The sequence below is a fragment of the Brotaphodocola sp. genome (assembly GCF_050873365.1).
Lineage (GTDB): Bacteria > Bacillota > Clostridia > Lachnospirales > Lachnospiraceae > Brotaphodocola.
The window spans coordinates 111645-129036 of the sequence record NZ_JBNMIQ010000001.1 but is presented as its reverse complement, the minus strand read 5'-3'; the positions used below and the strand labels follow the sequence as shown (position 1 = coordinate 129036).

Below are 17392 nucleotides of genomic sequence, written 5' to 3'. Positions count from 1 at the left end.
GAGAATCTGGAACGCAAGAAAAGCAAGAAAGAGAAAAGACTGCACAATGTACACAGGAAGAATCAGAGGCAAATCCGCTAGATGGTCCGGGTGGACGGTAAAGCGGGAAATTAATAACAAAAAAGGAGAAGGTATGATGGAAGAGAGAATGAAGAACATTAACAAGGCAGAGGTTTTAAGTCTGAAAGAGATGATTGCGTATCAGGAGGGTCAGGTAGTCAGCCGTACACTTGCGCAGAATGATGCAGTCAGCCTGACGCTGTTTTCTTTCTGGAAAGGGGAGGAGATCAGCACACATGAGTCCGGCGGAGATGCAATGGTACAGTGCCTTGACGGTGTTGGACGGATTACGATCGATGGTGTCGAGTATGAGCTTCACGAGGGAGAGACGATTGTGATGCCGGCTCGCCATCCGCATGCGGTGTATGGAAAAGAGAATTTTAAGATGCTGTTGACGGTGATCTTCTAAAAATTTATAGATTTATCGAGGCGCCGACGACGAGTAAAGTCAGGCAAACGCGCTCTCGCTCCGGGTTCAACGTAGCAGTGCATAAGGTCGCAGACTACGCGACCTAAGCACTGACGTTTCACACGGGTTTGCCTGCACTTTCTCGTCTTACGTCGCCAGCTGGTATAGACGTAGGCTTTAAGTATTTGCAAAAATATTTCCCGCAAGTAGAAAATCTATTGCTGTTTGCGCAATGCGTAATTGGTAACGAGAAATCTGCTTGCGGGATTTTTTATGATAGGAAATAGAGTGAATTTCTTTCAAAAGAGGAGCTGTCAATTTGGGGCTTCCTGTGGTACGATGAGATTGATGAGAAATAAAATCTAACATACACTGGGCATGCAGACAATGGGGACGAGAGATGGTTCGAGGAATATGTCTGGGTGAGACAGGGAAAGGACAGATTTGTTATGAGAATACTGCTCTATGAGGTACGAGAGGACGAGAAGGCGGATATTGCCAGAATCGCGGAGGAGTTAAAGGTTGAGGTTGTGGAGACCGGTGAGGTGCCGTCGCTGGAGAATGCGGGGATGGCAGAGGGCTGTGACGGCGTGTCAATTCTTGGTCAGGGCACGATCGATGCTCCGCTTTTGGACGCGTGGAAGAAACTGGGCGTGGAGTGCCTCTCAACGAGAACGATCGGATTTAATCATATTGATGTAGCGTATGCGAAGAGCATTGGTATCCATGTGTGCAACGCAAGCTATGAGCCGGACGGAGTGTCGGATTTTACGATTATGATGATGTTGATGTGTCTGCGCAATTACAAGCAGGCGCTCTGGAGAGGTCAGGTCAATGACTTTGCACTCAAAGGACTGATGGGACGCGAGCTCAAACATATGACAGTCGGTGTGATCGGAACCGGAAAGATCGGTGCTCAGGTAATCCGCAGTCTGTCTGGATTTGGCTGTCGGATTCTGGCAGTTGACCCGTATGAGAAGGAAGAAGTGAAGAAGTATGCAACCTATGTGGATCGTGAGACCGTTTACCGCGAGGCAGACATCATCACGCTTCATCTTCCATTGACACCGGAGAATTATCATATGCTCGATCGCGAGACGATTGCAAAGATGAAGGATGGCGTGATCCTGATCAACTGTGCGCGCGGAGAGCTTGTGGATATCGATGCGCTTGTCGAGGGCATCGAGAGCGAGAAGATCGGAGCCCTCGGTCTTGACACCGTTGAGGGCGAGGAGGGGATTATCCATGAGGATCACCGCATCGATATTCTGAAAAACAGAAACTGGTTCTATCTGCACCAGTTCCGCAACGTGATCTTCACCCCGCATATGGCATTCTACACGGATACCGCAGTTCGCAGTATGGTGGACTGTGGAATCCGGGGAATCGTGCAGATGAAAGAGGGAACGCCCTGCCGAAACGAGTTATAGGTTCAATCTATAACTGGAGATCTGGTTTTTTCTATTAGACAGATTTTGGAAAGTTTGTTATTATCTCCTTGTAAGTTGATAGGAAATAAAGGAAACAAAAAATAGACCTGAACTTGAGGAGGAAATCAATTATGAGTAAGAAAGCATACGCAGACAGAAATTTAAAGTTTGAAACCTTACAGCTTCATGTAGGACAGGAACAGCCGGATGCAGTGACCGACGCAAGAGCCGTTCCGATTTACCAGACAACCTCCTATGTGTTCCGCAACTGTGATCACGCAGCAGCACGTTTTGGACTGGCAGATGCAGGTAACATTTACGGTCGTCTGACCAACCCGACCGAGGATGTATTTGAGCAGAGAGTTGCAGCTCTTGAGGGCGGTGTCGCAGCTCTGGCAGTCGCTTCCGGTGCAGCAGCAATCAGCTACACTTTCCAGAACCTGGCACATGCAGGCGATCACATCGTAGCAGCAAAGAACATCTACGGCGGTACTTACAACCTCTTAGCACACACCTTAAGCGAGTACGGCATCACGACCACTTTCGTAGATCCGTTCAACTATGAGGAAGTAGAGTCAGCCATTCAGGACAACACCAAGGCAATCCATGTAGAGACCCTTGGAAACCCGAACTCCGATGTTGTAGATATCGAGAGACTCGCAAACATTGCACATGCACACAAGATTCCGCTGGTAGTTGATAACACCTTCGCAACCCCGTATCTGGTACGCCCGATCGAGTACGGCGCAGACATCGTGGTTCACTCCGCAACCAAGTTCATCGGTGGTCACGGAAGCACCCTTGGCGGTGTGATCGTAGACAGCGGTAACTTCGACTGGGAGGCAAGCGGAAAGTTCCCGTCCTTAACCGAGCCGAACCCGAGCTATCACGGTGTTAGCTTCACAAAGGCAGTTGGCAAGGCAGCATTTGTAACCAAGATCCGTGCAGTCCTGCTGAGAGATACCGGCGCAACGATCGCTCCGATCAGCGCATGGATTCTGTTACAGGGTCTTGAGACTCTGTCCCTGAGAGTAGAGCGTCATGTGGAGAACGCACTGAAAGTCGTTCAGTATCTGAACAATCATCCGCTCGTAGAGAAGGTTCATCATCCGTCTGTATCCGATGATCCGGAACAGCAGGCACTGTACAAGAAGTACTTCCCGAACGGTGGTGGTTCCATCTTCACCTTCGAGATCAAGGGTGGCGCAGAGAATGCGAAGAAGTTCATCGACAATCTGGAGCTCTTCTCCCTGCTTGCAAACGTCGCAGATGTGAAGTCTCTGGTTATCCATCCGGCATCCACAACCCATTCTCAGCTGAATGAGGAGGAGCTGGCAGATCAGGGCATCACCCCGGCAACGATTCGTCTGTCCATCGGTACCGAGAATGTGGACGATATCATCGAGGATCTCGACGAGGCATTCAAGGTAGTCGCTGAGGCTTAATTTGATTAAATACATATAAGTAATAAAAGAGAATTCTTTTTGGCAGGATAATCAGAAATTGATTATCCTGCTTTTTTTGTGTGATCAGAAATTGCGCCCTATTCAAGTCGGCGCTCGCGGAGGTTCATCGAATCAAATGTCGCATATATAAACAGAAAGAAACATAAAAGAAACATAGCGTTTCAAAAAACGTCAAATATGGAAACTATTATAAATTTAGAATGATATTTTGGAGGAAAAGGAAATAGAATTCTTTTTTTAAAATCTGTATGATAAGCATAACCGAGATGCAGGAAAAACAAAGATGGGAGGTTGTCATGCAGAAAGCATTCAAAATGAAATTGTTTCCGGGAATGGAAGAGGAATATGAATATCGTCATAACCAGCTTTGGCCGGAAATGAAAGAGATGATTCATGCTTATGGGGGAAAAAATTATTCTATTTTTTTAGATCGAGAGACCAACGTTCTCTACGGATATATAGAAATCGAAAATGAGGAATTGTGGAGAAAAGGCGCGGACACAGAAATCAATAGAAAGTGGTGGGACTATATGGCAGACATTATGGAGACCAACGAGGATAACAGTCCTGTCAGCGTTGATTTAAAGCAGGTCTTTCATTTAGATTAGGATGAAGGAGAGAACATGAGACAGTATTATCTTGCAGTTGATATAGGGGCTTCGAGCGGGCGACACATTCTGGGCTGTCTGTCAGAGGGAAAACTGGAGATTGAAGAAATTTACCGGTTTGAAAATGGAATGAAAAAAGAAGACGGACATTTATGCTGGGATGTGGAACATTTATTTCAAGAGGTAAAAAATGGACTGAAATGTTGCAGAGAAAAAGGAAAAATACCGGTCAGCATGGCCATTGATACCTGGGCAGTCGACTATGTGCTTATGGATCAGCAGGGAGAACGAATTGATCCGGTTTATGCGTATCGAGATGGAAGAACGACGGGAATGGATGAGATTGTTGAGGCTTGTATCGATCCAGAACAGTTGTATCGACATACCGGCATTCAGAAACAGATCTTTAATACGATTTATCAGTTGATGGCGGATAAGGAGTCAAAAACGGGACGTTTAGAAAGGGCAGAGACGATGTTGATGATTCCGGATTATTTGAGCTATCTTCTGACCGGGGTCAAAATGACAGAGTACACGAATGCGACGACGACGCAGTTGGTGAATCCCCTGACAAAAGACTGGGACTGGTCCTTGATTGAAAAGCTGGGTTATAAAAAATCCTTGTTTGGCAATATCACGATGGCAGGAACCAAGATCGGAGTATTGAAGCCGGAAATTGCAGAGCAGGTCGGATTTCAGACACAGGTGATTCAGCCGGCAACTCATGACACGGCATCGGCGGTGATGGCAGTTCCGGCAACAGGAGAAGATTTTTTGTATCTCAGTTCCGGAACCTGGTCGCTTTTGGGCACAGAGCGCAGGGAGGCAGATTGTAGCCGGGAAAGCCAAAAAGCCAACATGACGAATGAGGGTGGCTATGAGTATCGGTTTCGCTATCTGAAAAATATCATGGGACTGTGGATGATTCAATCCGTGCGACATGAGTGGAACGATCGATGGTCATTTGCCGAACTTTGCGAGATGGCAGAAAAAAATACCGATTTCCCATCGCGTGTGGATGTGAATGATCCGGTATTTCTTGCACCGGAGAGCATGATTCAAGCGGTTTTGCAGTATTGTGAGAAGACGGGACAGAGGGTGCCGGAAACGGAAGGTGAAATTTCTGCGGTGATTTATCAGAGCCTGTCTGACTGTTATGAACGGACGATAAAAGAGATGGAAGAACTCACGGGCAAAGAGTACGATGCGCTTTATGTTGTGGGAGGCGGTTCCAATGCGACGTATTTGAACAGACTGACGGCAGAAAAGACGAAAAAGACGGTGTACAGTGGACCGTCCGAGGCAACGGCGATCGGAAATTTGGTGGCGCAGATGATTCACTCGGGCGAATGTTCTTCGTTGGAGAATGCGCGGAAAATGATTTACGATTCATTTGATATTAAGGAATACAGGAGGTAGGAATGAAAACTCAGGCATATTACGATTGGGCAAAGGAACAGTATGAAAAGATTGGGGTAGATACCGAACAGGCGATGAAGACGCTTGAGAAAATTCGCATTTCTCTGCACTGCTGGCAGGGAGACGATGTGGTCGGTTTTGACCAGAAGGGACCGTTGACAGGAGGAATTCAGGCGACAGGAAATTATCCGGGACGTGCCAGAACTCCGGAAGAACTTATGAAGGATATTGATTTTGTCCTGAGCATGATTCCTGGAACGCATAAGCTGAATCTGCATGCCTGCTATGCGATCTTTAACGATGAGGAATATGTGGATCGGGATCAGATTGAGCCGAAACATTTTGAGCCGTGGGTTCAGTTTGCAAAAGAGCGTGGACTTGGATTGGATTTTAATCCGACGCTGTTTTCTCATCCGATGGTGAAAGACAATTTGACGCTGTCAAGTCCGGATAAAGAGGTGCGGGATTTCTGGATTCATCATGTTCAGGCATGCATTCGCATTTCCGAGTATTTTGCGGAGCAGACGGGAGAGCCGTGTGTGATGAATATCTGGATTCCAGATGGCTATAAGGATATTCCGGCGGACCGTCTGGCACCGAGAAAGCGTTTTAAGGAGTCGCTTGATCAGATCCTCAGTATTCCATATGATCGCTCAAAAGTTCTGGTATCCCTGGAATCGAAGGTGTTTGGAATTGGATTGGAGTCCTATACGGTGGGTTCATCGGAATTTACCATAAACTATGCGTCTAAAAATGGCATTTTACCACTGATGGATAATGGACATTATCATCCGACAGAGGTCGTATCCGATAAGATTTCTTCGATGCTGTTGTTCTTTGACCAGATCGCGCTTCACGTTACGAGACCGGTGAGATGGGATTCCGATCATGTGGTGCTGTTTGATGATGAGACGCGCGAAATTGCAAAGGAGATTGTGAGAAACGATGCGATTGATCGCGTGAAAATCGGACTGGACTTCTTTGATGCAAGTATCAACCGGATTGCAGCCTGGACGATTGGAATGCGCAATATGCAGAAGGCACTCCTGTATGCATTGCTCACGCCAAATCAGAAACTGGCAAACCTTCAGGATGAGGGGAGACTGACGGAGGTCATGATGCTTCAGGAAGAATTAAAAACCTATCCATTTGGTGCGGTCTGGGATTATTTCTGCGAAAAGAATCAGGTTCCGTGTGGGGAAACCTGGTATGAACAGGTAAAAACATATGAAAATACGGTGTTGAGAAAGAGAGGATAAAAATGGGTACGGTATTGGATGCGGAATTTGTAAAAGGCTTTATTCGCATGTGCAATGATGGCTGGGAACAGGGCTGGCATGAGAGAAACGGAGGAAATGTATCCTATTATCTGACGGAAGCGGATGTGGAGGAAGTCAGGGACGGACTCAATTTTGAGGGTGAGTGGAAACCGATCGGGACAGAGGTTCCAACACTGGCCGGAGGCTTTTTCCTTGTGACGGGAAGCGGAAAGTACTTGCGAAATGTCATTTTAAATCCAGAGGATTCCATCGGCTTGATTCAGCTGGACGAAACGGGAAAAGATTACCGGATTGTATGGGGATTTACCGGAGGCGGAAGACCGACAAGTGAATTGCCGACTCACCTGATGAATCACGAGGTAAAGCAGAAGCTGACAAAGGGGAGAAATCGCGTGATTTATCATGCGCACACCCCAAATGTGATCGCTCTGACATATGTACTTCCGCTGACAGATGAGGTATTTACCAGAGAACTGTGGGAGATGGCGACGGAATGCCCGGTTGTCTTTCCGCAGGGAGTCGGTGTTGTCGAGTGGATGGTGCCCGGTGGAAGAGAGATCGCAGTTGCCACAAGCAAGTTGATGGAGAAATATAACGTAGCAATCTGGGCGCATCACGGAATGTTTTGCTCCGGAGCAGACTTTGATGAGACGTTTGGTCTGATGCATACCGTGGAAAAGGCAGCGGAAATTCTTGTGAAAATGCGGTCAATCTGTCCGGAAAAACGGCAGACGATCACACCGGATCAGTTTAGAGAGCTGGCAAAAGCATTTGGCGTGGAACTGCCGGAACGTTTTTTATATGAAAAATAATAAATAAATGACTCAGCGTAGATGCATAGTGAGTTTTGTATAAGAATGCGCAGTAGGTGGTATCGAAAAGTACCGTCTACTGCGCTTTTTTGGTTCTCTCGCGAGTTGTTTTCTTTCGTTTTTTGTTTCTGATGACAGAGATTGTGTGTTTTGACTTTTTTATTTATTGCAGATGATAGCGTTTCAGTTTTCTCCAGAGCGTTGAACGGCTTATGCCGAGCATGTTTGCGATCTGATTCTTGTTCCCATTGTACTTTTTGAGCAGTTCAGCCAGATGGCGGGCCTCTTCATTCGGCCAGAAACGGTCTGAATCGGAATCCGAAGCGGTCTCCTGCTTGATCGGCGGAAATGCATTGATCAGCTCGGAAGAAACAAAATCTTCGGAGATGATTTTGCGGTTGGAAAATAGAACAAGGTGTTCACAAAAATGAGAGAGTTGTGTCAGGTTGCCGGGCCAGGGATACTGCACAAGGATTTTCTCGGAATCCGCAGATAGGGTGTTAAGCCGTGAGTGCAGATTCGAGTAGTGTCGGATGTAGGAATGAATGTAAGCGCGAACATCCTCTTTTCGCTGACGCAACGGAGGAAGGTGGAGGGACATTCCGGATAGCAGATAAAAAAGCTCCGAATTAAACTCTTCCTGCTCAAGCTGTGAGCGCAGGTTAGAGGCGGCCGTTGCGATGATGCGGACATCGTAGGTGTAAAGCCGGTGAATCTCAGGGTCAAGCACGGTTTTAGCAGTCAGGAAATGCAACAAAAATTCCTGATTATCCGAAGTCAGATGGTCAATGTTTTTGATCAGGAGAGTGCCCTTATCCGCAAAGGAAAATGGGGAAATATAGTCGGCATTTTTGTCATTGCCCAGAAAACCGCGTAAAAGTTTTCTCTGTTCCTCAGCGCGATATCCTTTGCAGTCAAAGGTGATGAAGGGACCATTGCATCGGGTGCTTTCGAGATGAATGCATTCCGCGAGCTGTTCGCGTTCTGTCCCGTTTTCGCCATAAATAAAGACGGGAGAGTCAGCCTGGGACATGATTTTTGCGTTTCGGATGATCTGTTGCATCGTTTCTGAAACGCAGATGAAATTTTGAAACGAAAATTTTGCCTGTGGGTCCGCCTGATGGGAATCGCGCTTGATGATGGAACTGGCGTTCAGGATCGTTTTTGTCTCTTGCAGGGAGAGAATCGCGCCATCCGACACCTGATTCGCAGTCAGCGGAATAAAGTTACATAAAAAGTCATGCTCTCCGATCGTCAGGAACAGGGAATGAATGGACATTCCAAGATCAAGCACCTGGTGCAGAAGGGAGGGGGAAATGTTATTGCTCAGGGCAGAAATGTGCTGGTGAGAGGTACTGTCAAACGGATAGTGCAGAGTCTCACGGGCGATTCGATTCATATTGATCATATGTCCATTGCTGTCTATGCGGATGATTCCGTTGATCGAATAGTCGAGAAGAACCGAGATTTCAGCGCGGTTCTTTTTTTCAATTTCGGAGGCGTAGGAAATCTGACGCGCCACACGAAGGGCTTCGAGAAGAGAGTCCTCGGAGCCTTCAAACGTCAAACTGGGCATCTGGATGGACTCTGCGTACTGGCAGGCGGACAGACCTCCGAGAATGATGTCGTACTGGTCGTTTTGTGCGCGATCCACGCAGGTGCGAACCTCATCCGGGGCAGTGATGTAAAAGAGCGTGATCGTGGCATTAAAAAAAGAATTCAGTTTGGAAATATCAGGAAAGAGTTCCTTGGAACCGATGATTCCAATTTTTATGTGATTGCGATCAAAACGGTTCACTGCCTGATGGATCAGCGCCATCATTTCCTGGCTTGTCATACGCATGGAGACAACGGGAAGGCTGGTTGCAGACTTGACATAGTTTACAATCAGTCCTCTGGCAATGATCAGATCGTATTTCTCAGGAGGGAGAGAGGTTGCCTTTTTTATGACCTCTTCCTTCTCGGTACAGAGCTCAATATCGATGTGGTAGTCGTGAGTTTGCGCGTTGATTTGGCTTGCAATGTTTGCAATGTTAGAGTTTGGTGCAAACAAGAGATAATTTTTCATACCTGCCTCCTTCAGTGTTATTTTTGTTCTTTCTGTTAGGTTCATTATACCATATTTTTGAAGAAAAACAGAAACAAAATGAAAAAATGAGACATATATGAAACATTATTATGTAAAAATATTGGAATATGGAAAGTATAATAAAATAAAATTGATATTTTAGGAAAAAAGGAAATAGATCTCAATAAGAGAATCTAGTATGATAAGGACAACCGAAGCGCAACGGAATAAGAAGAATGAAGAAGAAATGGAAACAGTAGCATGGAGAAAGGAAAGAAGATAAAAGTCCAGCATATTGTATGGTCGGATGCAACGGATGAAGAGTTACTTTTTCTGAAACAGATTGGTCTGGAATATGTGTATGTGTATTTTAAAGATGAGCACTGCAATTACCAGGATATGAAAAACTTTCAGGAACGACTGAGACAACATGGATTGACGATCACAGACGCCGGAAATCTGAGTATTTATAAGTGTCCCTCGATCCATTTGGGATTGCCGGATCGGGATGCCTGCATCGATCGCTACATTGAGTTTACCAGAAATCTTGCTCGACTGGGAATCCATGTGGGATACATGAGCTGGGACCCGGATAAGATTTTCAGTAGCAGATATGCAGTGGGAGAACATTCGCGTGGCTGTATTACAAGAATTGTAGATGAAAAAGATATTTCGGATGATATCTTGATGTTTGGCAGACGGTATACGGAAACGGATATTTGGGATAATTGCAAGTATTTTCTGGATCGTGTTCTTCCTGTGTTGGAAGAGGAGAATGTCACACTTGCTTTTCATCCGAATGATCCGCCAATTCCATCCATCAATGGAGTTCATAATCTTCTGTGGTGCACAGATTCTTACAGACGTTTGTTTGAACTCTCAGGAAACAGCCCTTATATTGCCATGAAACTTTGCACGGGATGCTGGCTTGAGACGGGAGAAAAATTCGGAAATCTCATGAAAGACATCGAAGAATTTGTTCCACAAAACAAGGTAAAAGTGGTGCATTTCAGAAATGTGAGCAGTACCATGCCGTACTTTGAAGAAACCATGATTGAAGACGGATATATGGACATGTACAAGGTGATGAGAAAACTGGTTGAACTGGATTATGATGGTACCGTGACGATTGATCACCCGTTAAGTTTTGTTGAGAAATATGGTGGTCAGAAGGCGGGTGCAGCTTACATGCTTGGTTATCTGAAATCGATGTTGGCCAGTGCTCAAAAAGAAGTGAACGGGGAAGTAAAATAAAAAATAAAATAATTTAAAAAAGAGATTTGTGTTGGAGGGAAAACATATGAAAAAAACATTAGCAGTATTACTTGCAACAGCAATGATGGTTTTAGCGGGATGTTCCGGTAGCAGTAAGCCGGCGGAGACAGAAAAAACGACCGAGGCGCAGGCACAGGTGACAGAGAGCCAGACAGAAGGTCAGAAGACCGCAGGTTCCGCTGAGTGGCCAAAGAGCCAGCTGACGATTTATGTTCCGGCTAAGGCAGGTGCGGGAACGGATCTTCAGGCAAGAATTTTTGCACAGTATGTGCAGAAGACGACTGGGAAACCGGCAACGGTTGTAAATCAGCCGGATGGTGGCGGTACCATTGCATTTGAGAGCGTGAGAAATGCAAAGCCGGATGGAGATACTTTGCTGTTTTATCACAGCAATCTGTTATCTGCGTACTGGACAGGAACGTATGACCACACCTATGAGGAATTTACCAATATCTGTACCGTCACAGATAACGGCAGTCAGGCATTTGTAGCAGCTCCGAATGCACCGTATAATGATTTGAAAGAGCTGGTTGAGTATGCAAAGGCAAATCCGGAGAGCGTAAAGACCGGTGTTCAGATTGGTGGTGGAAGCCATATTACAATGGCAGTGTTTGAACAGTCCGCGGATATCAAGCTGAAGATGGTGGAAGCTGGAAGTAACTCCGATAAACTGGCAGGACTGGCAGGCGGTCATATTGACTTTACCGTACAGGATCTGATGACAGCAAAGCAGTATGAGGAGGCAGGCAAGTTAAAGATTCTTGCAGTTGGCACAAAGAGCGAAAAATATCCGGAGTATGAGAGCTGTGAGGAGCAGGGATATCCGGAGATTGGTCAGAGAACCTTATACCTTCTGCATGGACCGCTTGGAATGGATCAGTCTGTGGTAGATGCAATCAATGAGTGCGTAAAGAATATGGCTGAGGATGAAGAGAGCAAGGAAGCACTGGATAAAATCGGAGCATTTGCATCTTATGGAGATCAGAAATTTGCTCAGGATTGGATGAAGCAGGAGTCTGATCGCTATGATGAGCAGACCAGTCTTGTGGGAACAAATGCGCGTAAGTAGTGTTGGTGGAGGAATGTGAAATGAAAGTTACCAGAAGCAGAGTAACTGGATTACTGTGTGTGATAGCAGGCCTTGTATGTGCCGGATTATCCATGCAATTAAAACCGCTTATTCAACTGAATGAACCGGGACCGAAACTGTTCCCGATGATTGGAAGTATAGGACTGGCGATCTGTGGTGTTGGAATCTTTTTTGAAAAAAACAGGGAGGAAGAACCATTTTTGACAAAGGAAGGCTGGGTGCGTGTGCTTCAGCTTCTGGGGTTGATTTTCCTCTATGTAATCGGGATTAAATTTGTTGGTTTTATCATTCCGATGCCGTTTTTCCTGTTCTTTATGATTCTGGCACTGGCAAATCAGGGAAAGCGTCCAAAGCTGATTGTGGCGGGACTGGTAGCGGTTGTTGTGACCGTGGCAATCTATCTGATTTTTACATATGCCTTAAAAGTAAATCTCCCGATGGGATTGCTGTTTGAGTCCTGATCTGGAAATACATGTCTGAAAATATATGGAGGCAAACATGGAATATTTGTTTTCATCAATGCTTTTTTTGGTACAACCATTAAACTTGATTATTATTTTGACTGCGGCAATCGCGGGAATGATTTTAGGTGCGATCCCGGGACTTTCAGGAGGTCTTGGAATCACGCTGATGTTACCGCTGACTTTCGTTATGGAGCCGAAGATTTCGATCGCGCTGTTGACAGCTGTCTGGATCGGTGGAGTTACCGGTAGTTTTATCGCCGCAGTTCTGATCGGAATTCCCGGTTCCGGTTCTTCGATCCCAACGACATTTGATGGCTATCCAATGACGAAAAAAGGTCGTGCGGTAAAGGCTCTGGGAATTGGAATTGTCGCTTCTTTTATGGGAACCTTCTTCTCGACCGTGGTAGCGATTTGTCTTAGCACAATTATTGCGGATCTTGCCTTGAAAATGGGTCCGTGGGAGTATTTCTCCTTATGCTTCTGTGCAATCACGCTTGTGGTATCTCTTGCAAAAGGAAACATGTTCCGAGGACTGGCTTCCGCATTTATCGGAATTCTTCTGGCATCTGTCGGTACCTCTCCGATTGATGGAACGTTTCGTTTCACCTTTGGATCTTCCAATCTGATTGGTGGTTTGAGCCTGGTCGGTGTCATGATGGGACTGTTTGCGGTACAGCAGGTCGTTCTGGCTCATGGACAGGGACAGAAGGAAATGCCACCGGTGGATATGAGCGGTCTTCATGGAATTGGAGTTGGCATTAAGGATATCACAGCTCATATTGCAACAATCATCCGTTCCTTCTTTATCGGTCTCTGGATTGGATTTTTACCGGGAATGGGTTCTTCCCTTGCAGCGATGGTATCATACGGACAGGCGAAAAATGCATCGAAAAATCCAGAAGAATTTGGTACAGGATGTGAAGATGGTGTCTGGGCTTCTGAGGTTGCCAACAATGCGGGAATCGGTGGTGCAATCATTCCTTTGATTTCACTTGGAATTCCTGGAGATGGAACAGCAGCATTGTTACTTGCAGCGCTTACGATTCAGGGACTTTCTCCGGGACCGTTGTTACTGACATCAAATCCGGATATCGCCTATATTGTGTTTGCAGCAACCCTGCTGTCCGCGGTTTTGTGCCTCCTCGTTCAGTTTGGAACTATCCGTATTTTCCCGTTAATTCTGAAACTGCCGTATCATTACCTCTTTTCTGTGATTCTGGCATTATGTTTCATTGGAGCTTATACGGATTCCAATAACATCTTTAATATTTATGTAATGCTGGCGATGGCTCTTCTTGGAATTCTGTCTGTTTGGGGCGGACTGCCAAATGCGCCGATGTTACTGGGATTTATTTTAGGACCGATGGTTGAGCAGAACTTCCGTAAGGCGGTTACTTACTCAGAAACCGGTGGATACATGGAATTCTTCACAAGACCGGTGAGCGGAGCGATTCTTCTGCTTGCGTTAGTCAGCCTGCTGTGGCCGTTCGTATCAAAGAAAATCAAAAAAGCAAAACAGAAGTAAATCAGGATAGAAATAAAGCAAGACAGAAATAACATAAAATCGACGAAAAATAAGAGCAAAATAAAAAGCGGATCTGCAAGTTTGATACAGCTTGCGGATTCGCTTTTTATGATATCGATCGAATACTTTAATTTAATACTTTGAGTAATCATTTTTCTTGCAAATCGACAAGTTTGTGAGTGTGCAACTTAAATGTTATGGTGTCATGTTTTGGCTGTGACAGTCGGACGGTCTTCTGATGGTTTGACGGTCAGGAAGCTGAAAAATTGTCGTCAATCAGGTCTCGAATCGTCTGCATTGAGAGATCAATCGAGGCAATCTCATCGGCGCATCGTTTCAGCTCACTGCGAATCAGGGACTCATGCGTGATTTCGTGCTTGTACTTGAGCTGGTGCTCCAGACTCGCCCAGAAATCAATCGCGATGGTTCGCAGTTGAATCTCGGCGAAGAGTCCTGCACCCGGTCCGTCGACAAGCTCAAGAATCAGGTGATAGCTCCGGTATCCGTTTGGTTTCGGATAGGAGATGTAGTCTTTTTGGTTGATGACGTTAAATTCCGGGCGTTCGCAGAGCCAGCGCGCAAGCGCAAACACATCGTCGGAGAATGAGCAGATCGCCCGGACTCCGATCGCATCCCGGACATTCGTGAGCGCCGACTCGCAGGTGAGCGGGTAGCCGTGCTTTTTGAGCTTGTTTTTCATGCTCTCCGGCGATTTGATCCGGGAGGTGCAGTAGAGAACAGGGTGATACTTGTTGTCACTGCCGGAGCGGGTATTTTCCGGGTAGGACTCTATGATTTTTATCAGTTGTTCGGCGGTCGCCTGCATTGCAGGAAGACGATCTCCGTAAAAAGAGTTACTATCTCTGTCTGTTACATCGGTGGTCGTGTCTGTGTTCATCTCATATCCCCCTCTTTTTTGCATTTTAAACGGATCGTAGTTATGAATTAATTTTTATTGCGTTTTGTTGATCGGGCAGGTGGGAATCTGCACGGTGATCGTCAGCGTGTGCGGGTCGGGAGAGGAAGCCGAGATCTTTCCCTTGTGGTTTGCGGTGACTGCACTGGCGATCGAGAGTCCGATTCCATATCCGCCGGTCTTGGAGTTGCGCGATTCATCTCCCCGGTAGAAGCGATCGAAGAGATGGTCGAGCTGAAGCGAGATCGGATCAGCTGTGGAATTCGTCACAATGAGGCAGGCATAGCGTCCCTGACGCTTGAGTGACAGAGAGATGTTTCCGTTTTCTCCCGAATACTTGAGCGCGTTGTCAAGCAGGACGGAGAGAAGCTGGCGAAGCGATTTTTGATCGCCCTTTACGCTGATTCGAGGTTCGATCGAGGTCACAAAGCTCTTGTTTTGTGCCTTTGCCATTGTCTGAAACGACTGAACGACTTCCTGCGCGAGATCGGAAAATGGAAATTCAATCATCTGAACCTGATTTTGCGCTTCCTCCATTCGAGAAAGGAAAATCAGATCATTTGTCAGGCTTGTGAGTCGTCTTGTCTGCTGACGAATATCCTGAAGCCATTCATTGTCATCGCCGATGTCCATCTCAAGGATCTCGGAATCTGCCTCAATGATCGCGAGCGGAGTCTTGATCTCATGTCCGGCATCGGTGATGAAACGGCGCTGTTTTTCATAGTTCTCAGAAAATGGACGAAGAATCCACTTTGAGAGAAGAATCATCAGGATGAGGACGGCGAGGAGTCCGCAGAGTGCCGTCCAGATGCAGGCGAGAAAGAAGGTGTGTACGTTGCTTAAGCTTCGCCAGCAGTCGAGGAAGATGATGCGGACAACCGGAGAGTTGCTCTCGTCGTTGCCCGTCTCATTTTCTGTGTCGACAAGATCAGAATTGTCATCAGAATTATCAATCGAAGTGGTTTCCGAGGTTGTGGTTTCGTCTTCATCCAAGGACTGAACGAGGTAGCGATAGTGTGAGAGAAAACCGGAAGTTTTTCCAAGTTCGAGGACTTCCTGCGCATAAGCGGAAACGGTTTCCTCATCGACTCCCGCGATTTCGCTGATATCGAGGTCATAGATTTCCTCGTCGGAATCCAGCTCAATGCAGAAATAGCGGGAGACGCGCGCCAGTTCCGGCGACATGTATTCCGGATTTTCTCCGATGTCAAAATTTTTGCCCTTTCGCGGGAATTCCCCGTCATTTTCTGCGAGAAACGCGAGTGTGTGGTCGGCATCGACCACAACATGATGGTAGTTCACGAGGTTGACTGCTCCGAGAATCACACTCATCACGAGAATCAGGGAGATCATGGAGATGGAAATCAGTTTGATTTGAAGTTTGCGGAGCATAGCGGGTCATCCTCCTTTCTTAAAATCCTGCTTACGGTTTCGGGTTTTAGTGAGCCATTTATTTTGGCGATGCATGGACGAATGTTAAATGAGTTCGAGCAAATATCCCTCGCCCTCAATGGATCGAATCCGGATATCGGCGTGCAGGGCGGAAAGTTTTTTGCGAAGGTAGGAGAGGTACATCCAGACGACATCGCGGTCGACATCCTGCTCTGTTCCCCAGATACGCTCCAAAAATCGCTCGACCGGAAGGCAGGAATTAGGACTTGTCATTAAGAGTTCCAAGACCTGAAATTCCTTGGTTGCAAGCTGAAAACTCCCAAATGAGGATGACAGCTCAAAGGTCATGCGATTCAGACGGATATTTCCGAGTGAGAGAATGCTGTCGGTCTGAGGACTTGAGAGACGGGTCATCGCGCGGATTCGGGCGAGGAGTTCCTTTGCAGCGAACGGTTTTGTGAGATAGTCGTTTGCACCGAGGTCAAGTCCCTCGACCTTGTCATCGATCTCGGCGCGTGCAGTCAGAAGGAGAACAGGAATCTGGTTCTGGCGGGCACGCACCTGCTTGAGAACGGTGAGACCATCCATTTTCGGCATCATGATGTCGAGAACGGCGCCATCGTAACGCCCGCTCTCCAGGGCAGTCAATGCCTCCTCCCCGTCATAGACGGCATCTGCCTGATACCCGTTTCTCTCTAAAATCGTGATGATTGCTCTGGAAAGAGAATGTTCATCCTCCGCAAGCAGTAGTCTCATTCTCCTCATCCTCCCCTTCGTTTTTTCAGTTCCTTGTTTTAACGTCTTCTTGTTTTAATGTCTTCTTGTTTTAACTTCATTTATCTTAATGGGAGTCTGTGATATTCCTGTGGAAATTTTGTGGTAATTCTGTGATCATGAGGTGTGACTATGAGGTCTGATCACGAGGTGTGATCATGAAGGGAGGAGCTGGCGTACACGGATAGAACTTTCCTGATTACGGTACATGGGGGAGATTTTTGAACGGAAACAGGGAAGAGGCACCGGTTGAGAAAGAGTCGCAAACCTGTTAAGATTGTGTTATAATTGAGGATACTTAACGAAATATTTTTGTATTTATTTCAGAAATGACAGATAAACAATCATGCTATCCGTAAATGGCAGAAAAAGGTTCGGTGTGGGAAAGAGAGGAGAAAGGCAGA

The 17392-nt window shown here is 46.4% G+C and carries 15 protein-coding genes; 11 read left to right on the top strand and 4 right to left on the bottom strand.

The window, feature by feature from the left end; genetic code table 11:
* Nucleotides 1-136: 136 nt before the first annotated feature.
* The 7 genes from ACR0QT_RS00570 to rhaD all read left to right on the top strand — a co-directional run bounded on the left by ACR0QT_RS00570 (nt 137) and on the right by rhaD (nt 7484).
* Nucleotides 137-469 (top strand): cupin domain-containing protein, encoded by a 333-nt coding sequence (locus ACR0QT_RS00570; RefSeq protein ID WP_177976849.1) that lies wholly within the window; start codon nt 137-139, stop codon nt 467-469.
* A 449-nt stretch (nt 470-918) separates the two neighbouring features.
* Complete coding sequence (locus ACR0QT_RS00565) at nt 919-1899, top strand: D-isomer specific 2-hydroxyacid dehydrogenase family protein (RefSeq protein ID WP_432628971.1); 981 nt, start codon at nt 919-921, stop codon at nt 1897-1899.
* A 131-nt stretch (nt 1900-2030) separates the two neighbouring features.
* A complete protein-coding gene (locus ACR0QT_RS00560; RefSeq protein ID WP_432628970.1) occupies nt 2031-3344 on the top strand; it encodes an O-acetylhomoserine aminocarboxypropyltransferase/cysteine synthase family protein in 1314 nt (437 codons plus the stop codon).
* A 317-nt stretch (nt 3345-3661) separates the two neighbouring features.
* Nucleotides 3662-3973: an L-rhamnose mutarotase gene (rhaM, locus tag ACR0QT_RS00555; protein WP_432628969.1), complete on the top strand. Its 312-nt coding sequence runs from the start codon at nt 3662-3664 to the stop codon at nt 3971-3973.
* Nucleotides 3974-3988: 15 nt separating this feature from the next.
* Nucleotides 3989-5392: a rhamnulokinase gene (rhaB, locus tag ACR0QT_RS00550; RefSeq protein ID WP_432628968.1), complete on the top strand. Its 1404-nt coding sequence runs from the start codon at nt 3989-3991 to the stop codon at nt 5390-5392.
* A gap of 2 nt (nt 5393-5394) precedes the next feature.
* Nucleotides 5395-6651 carry an L-rhamnose isomerase gene (locus ACR0QT_RS00545; protein WP_432628967.1) on the top strand — a complete coding sequence of 419 codons (1257 nt, stop codon included), beginning with the start codon at nt 5395-5397 and terminating at the stop codon, nt 6649-6651.
* Nucleotides 6652-6653: 2 nt separating this feature from the next.
* Nucleotides 6654-7484 carry a rhamnulose-1-phosphate aldolase gene (gene rhaD, locus ACR0QT_RS00540; RefSeq protein WP_432628966.1) on the top strand — a complete coding sequence of 277 codons (831 nt, stop codon included), beginning with the start codon at nt 6654-6656 and terminating at the stop codon, nt 7482-7484.
* A gap of 163 nt (nt 7485-7647) precedes the next feature.
* Here the strand turns inward: rhaD and ACR0QT_RS00535 are convergent, their stop codons facing one another.
* The gene (locus ACR0QT_RS00535; RefSeq protein ID WP_432628965.1) at nt 7648-9552 is read right to left on the bottom strand and encodes a PrpR N-terminal domain-containing protein; all 1905 of its coding nucleotides are present in this window, start codon (nt 9550-9552) and stop codon (nt 7648-7650) included.
* A gap of 261 nt (nt 9553-9813) precedes the next feature.
* On the opposite strand from ACR0QT_RS00535, the gene ACR0QT_RS00530 reads away from it, so the two are divergent.
* From ACR0QT_RS00530 to ACR0QT_RS00515, 4 genes are read left to right on the top strand one after another with little or no spacing between them, the layout of a single operon-like run.
* Nucleotides 9814-10806: a mannonate dehydratase gene (locus tag ACR0QT_RS00530; protein WP_432628964.1), complete on the top strand. Its 993-nt coding sequence runs from the start codon at nt 9814-9816 to the stop codon at nt 10804-10806.
* A gap of 46 nt (nt 10807-10852) precedes the next feature.
* On the top strand, nt 10853-11896 hold the full coding sequence (locus tag ACR0QT_RS00525; RefSeq protein ID WP_432628963.1) for a tripartite tricarboxylate transporter substrate binding protein: 1044 nt from the start codon (nt 10853-10855) through the stop codon (nt 11894-11896).
* Nucleotides 11897-11916: 20 nt separating this feature from the next.
* Entirely contained in the window at nt 11917-12378 is a 462-nt protein-coding gene (locus ACR0QT_RS00520) for a tripartite tricarboxylate transporter TctB family protein (RefSeq protein WP_432628962.1), read from the top strand.
* A gap of 37 nt (nt 12379-12415) precedes the next feature.
* Nucleotides 12416-13906: a tripartite tricarboxylate transporter permease gene (locus tag ACR0QT_RS00515; RefSeq protein WP_432628961.1), complete on the top strand. Its 1491-nt coding sequence runs from the start codon at nt 12416-12418 to the stop codon at nt 13904-13906.
* A gap of 250 nt (nt 13907-14156) precedes the next feature.
* Here the strand turns inward: ACR0QT_RS00515 and ACR0QT_RS00510 are convergent, their stop codons facing one another.
* The 3 genes from ACR0QT_RS00510 to ACR0QT_RS00500 all read right to left on the bottom strand — a co-directional run bounded on the left by ACR0QT_RS00510 (nt 14157) and on the right by ACR0QT_RS00500 (nt 16970).
* The gene (locus ACR0QT_RS00510) at nt 14157-14804 is read right to left on the bottom strand and encodes a GTP pyrophosphokinase (protein WP_432628960.1); all 648 of its coding nucleotides are present in this window, start codon (nt 14802-14804) and stop codon (nt 14157-14159) included.
* Nucleotides 14805-14858: 54 nt separating this feature from the next.
* Entirely contained in the window at nt 14859-16214 is a 1356-nt protein-coding gene (locus tag ACR0QT_RS00505) for a sensor histidine kinase (RefSeq protein WP_432628959.1), read from the bottom strand.
* An 84-nt stretch (nt 16215-16298) separates the two neighbouring features.
* On the bottom strand, nt 16299-16970 hold the full coding sequence (locus tag ACR0QT_RS00500; protein ID WP_432628958.1) for a response regulator transcription factor: 672 nt from the start codon (nt 16968-16970) through the stop codon (nt 16299-16301).
* Between the last annotated feature and the right edge of the window lie 422 nt (nt 16971-17392).

What these genes read in the sequence shown, in the direction of transcription:
- ACR0QT_RS00570 (WP_177976849.1), top strand. Translation starts at nt 137, where the DNA reads ATGGAAGAGAGAATGAAGAACATTAACAAGGCAGAGGTTTTAAGTCTG.
- ACR0QT_RS00565 (WP_432628971.1), top strand. Translation starts at nt 919, where the DNA reads ATGAGAATACTGCTCTATGAGGTACGAGAGGACGAGAAGGCGGATATT.
- ACR0QT_RS00560 (WP_432628970.1), top strand. Translation starts at nt 2,031, where the DNA reads ATGAGTAAGAAAGCATACGCAGACAGAAATTTAAAGTTTGAAACCTTA.
- rhaM (WP_432628969.1), top strand. Translation starts at nt 3,662, where the DNA reads ATGCAGAAAGCATTCAAAATGAAATTGTTTCCGGGAATGGAAGAGGAA.
- rhaB (WP_432628968.1), top strand. Translation starts at nt 3,989, where the DNA reads ATGAGACAGTATTATCTTGCAGTTGATATAGGGGCTTCGAGCGGGCGA.
- ACR0QT_RS00545 (WP_432628967.1), top strand. Translation starts at nt 5,395, where the DNA reads ATGAAAACTCAGGCATATTACGATTGGGCAAAGGAACAGTATGAAAAG.
- rhaD (WP_432628966.1), top strand. Translation starts at nt 6,654, where the DNA reads ATGGGTACGGTATTGGATGCGGAATTTGTAAAAGGCTTTATTCGCATG.
- ACR0QT_RS00535 (WP_432628965.1), bottom strand. Translation starts at nt 9,552, where the DNA reads ATGAAAAATTATCTCTTGTTTGCACCAAACTCTAACATTGCAAACATT.
- ACR0QT_RS00530 (WP_432628964.1), top strand. Translation starts at nt 9,814, where the DNA reads ATGGAGAAAGGAAAGAAGATAAAAGTCCAGCATATTGTATGGTCGGAT.
- ACR0QT_RS00525 (WP_432628963.1), top strand. Translation starts at nt 10,853, where the DNA reads ATGAAAAAAACATTAGCAGTATTACTTGCAACAGCAATGATGGTTTTA.
- ACR0QT_RS00520 (WP_432628962.1), top strand. Translation starts at nt 11,917, where the DNA reads ATGAAAGTTACCAGAAGCAGAGTAACTGGATTACTGTGTGTGATAGCA.
- ACR0QT_RS00515 (WP_432628961.1), top strand. Translation starts at nt 12,416, where the DNA reads ATGGAATATTTGTTTTCATCAATGCTTTTTTTGGTACAACCATTAAAC.
- ACR0QT_RS00510 (WP_432628960.1), bottom strand. Translation starts at nt 14,804, where the DNA reads ATGAACACAGACACGACCACCGATGTAACAGACAGAGATAGTAACTCT.
- ACR0QT_RS00505 (WP_432628959.1), bottom strand. Translation starts at nt 16,214, where the DNA reads ATGCTCCGCAAACTTCAAATCAAACTGATTTCCATCTCCATGATCTCC.
- ACR0QT_RS00500 (WP_432628958.1), bottom strand. Translation starts at nt 16,970, where the DNA reads ATGAGACTACTGCTTGCGGAGGATGAACATTCTCTTTCCAGAGCAATC.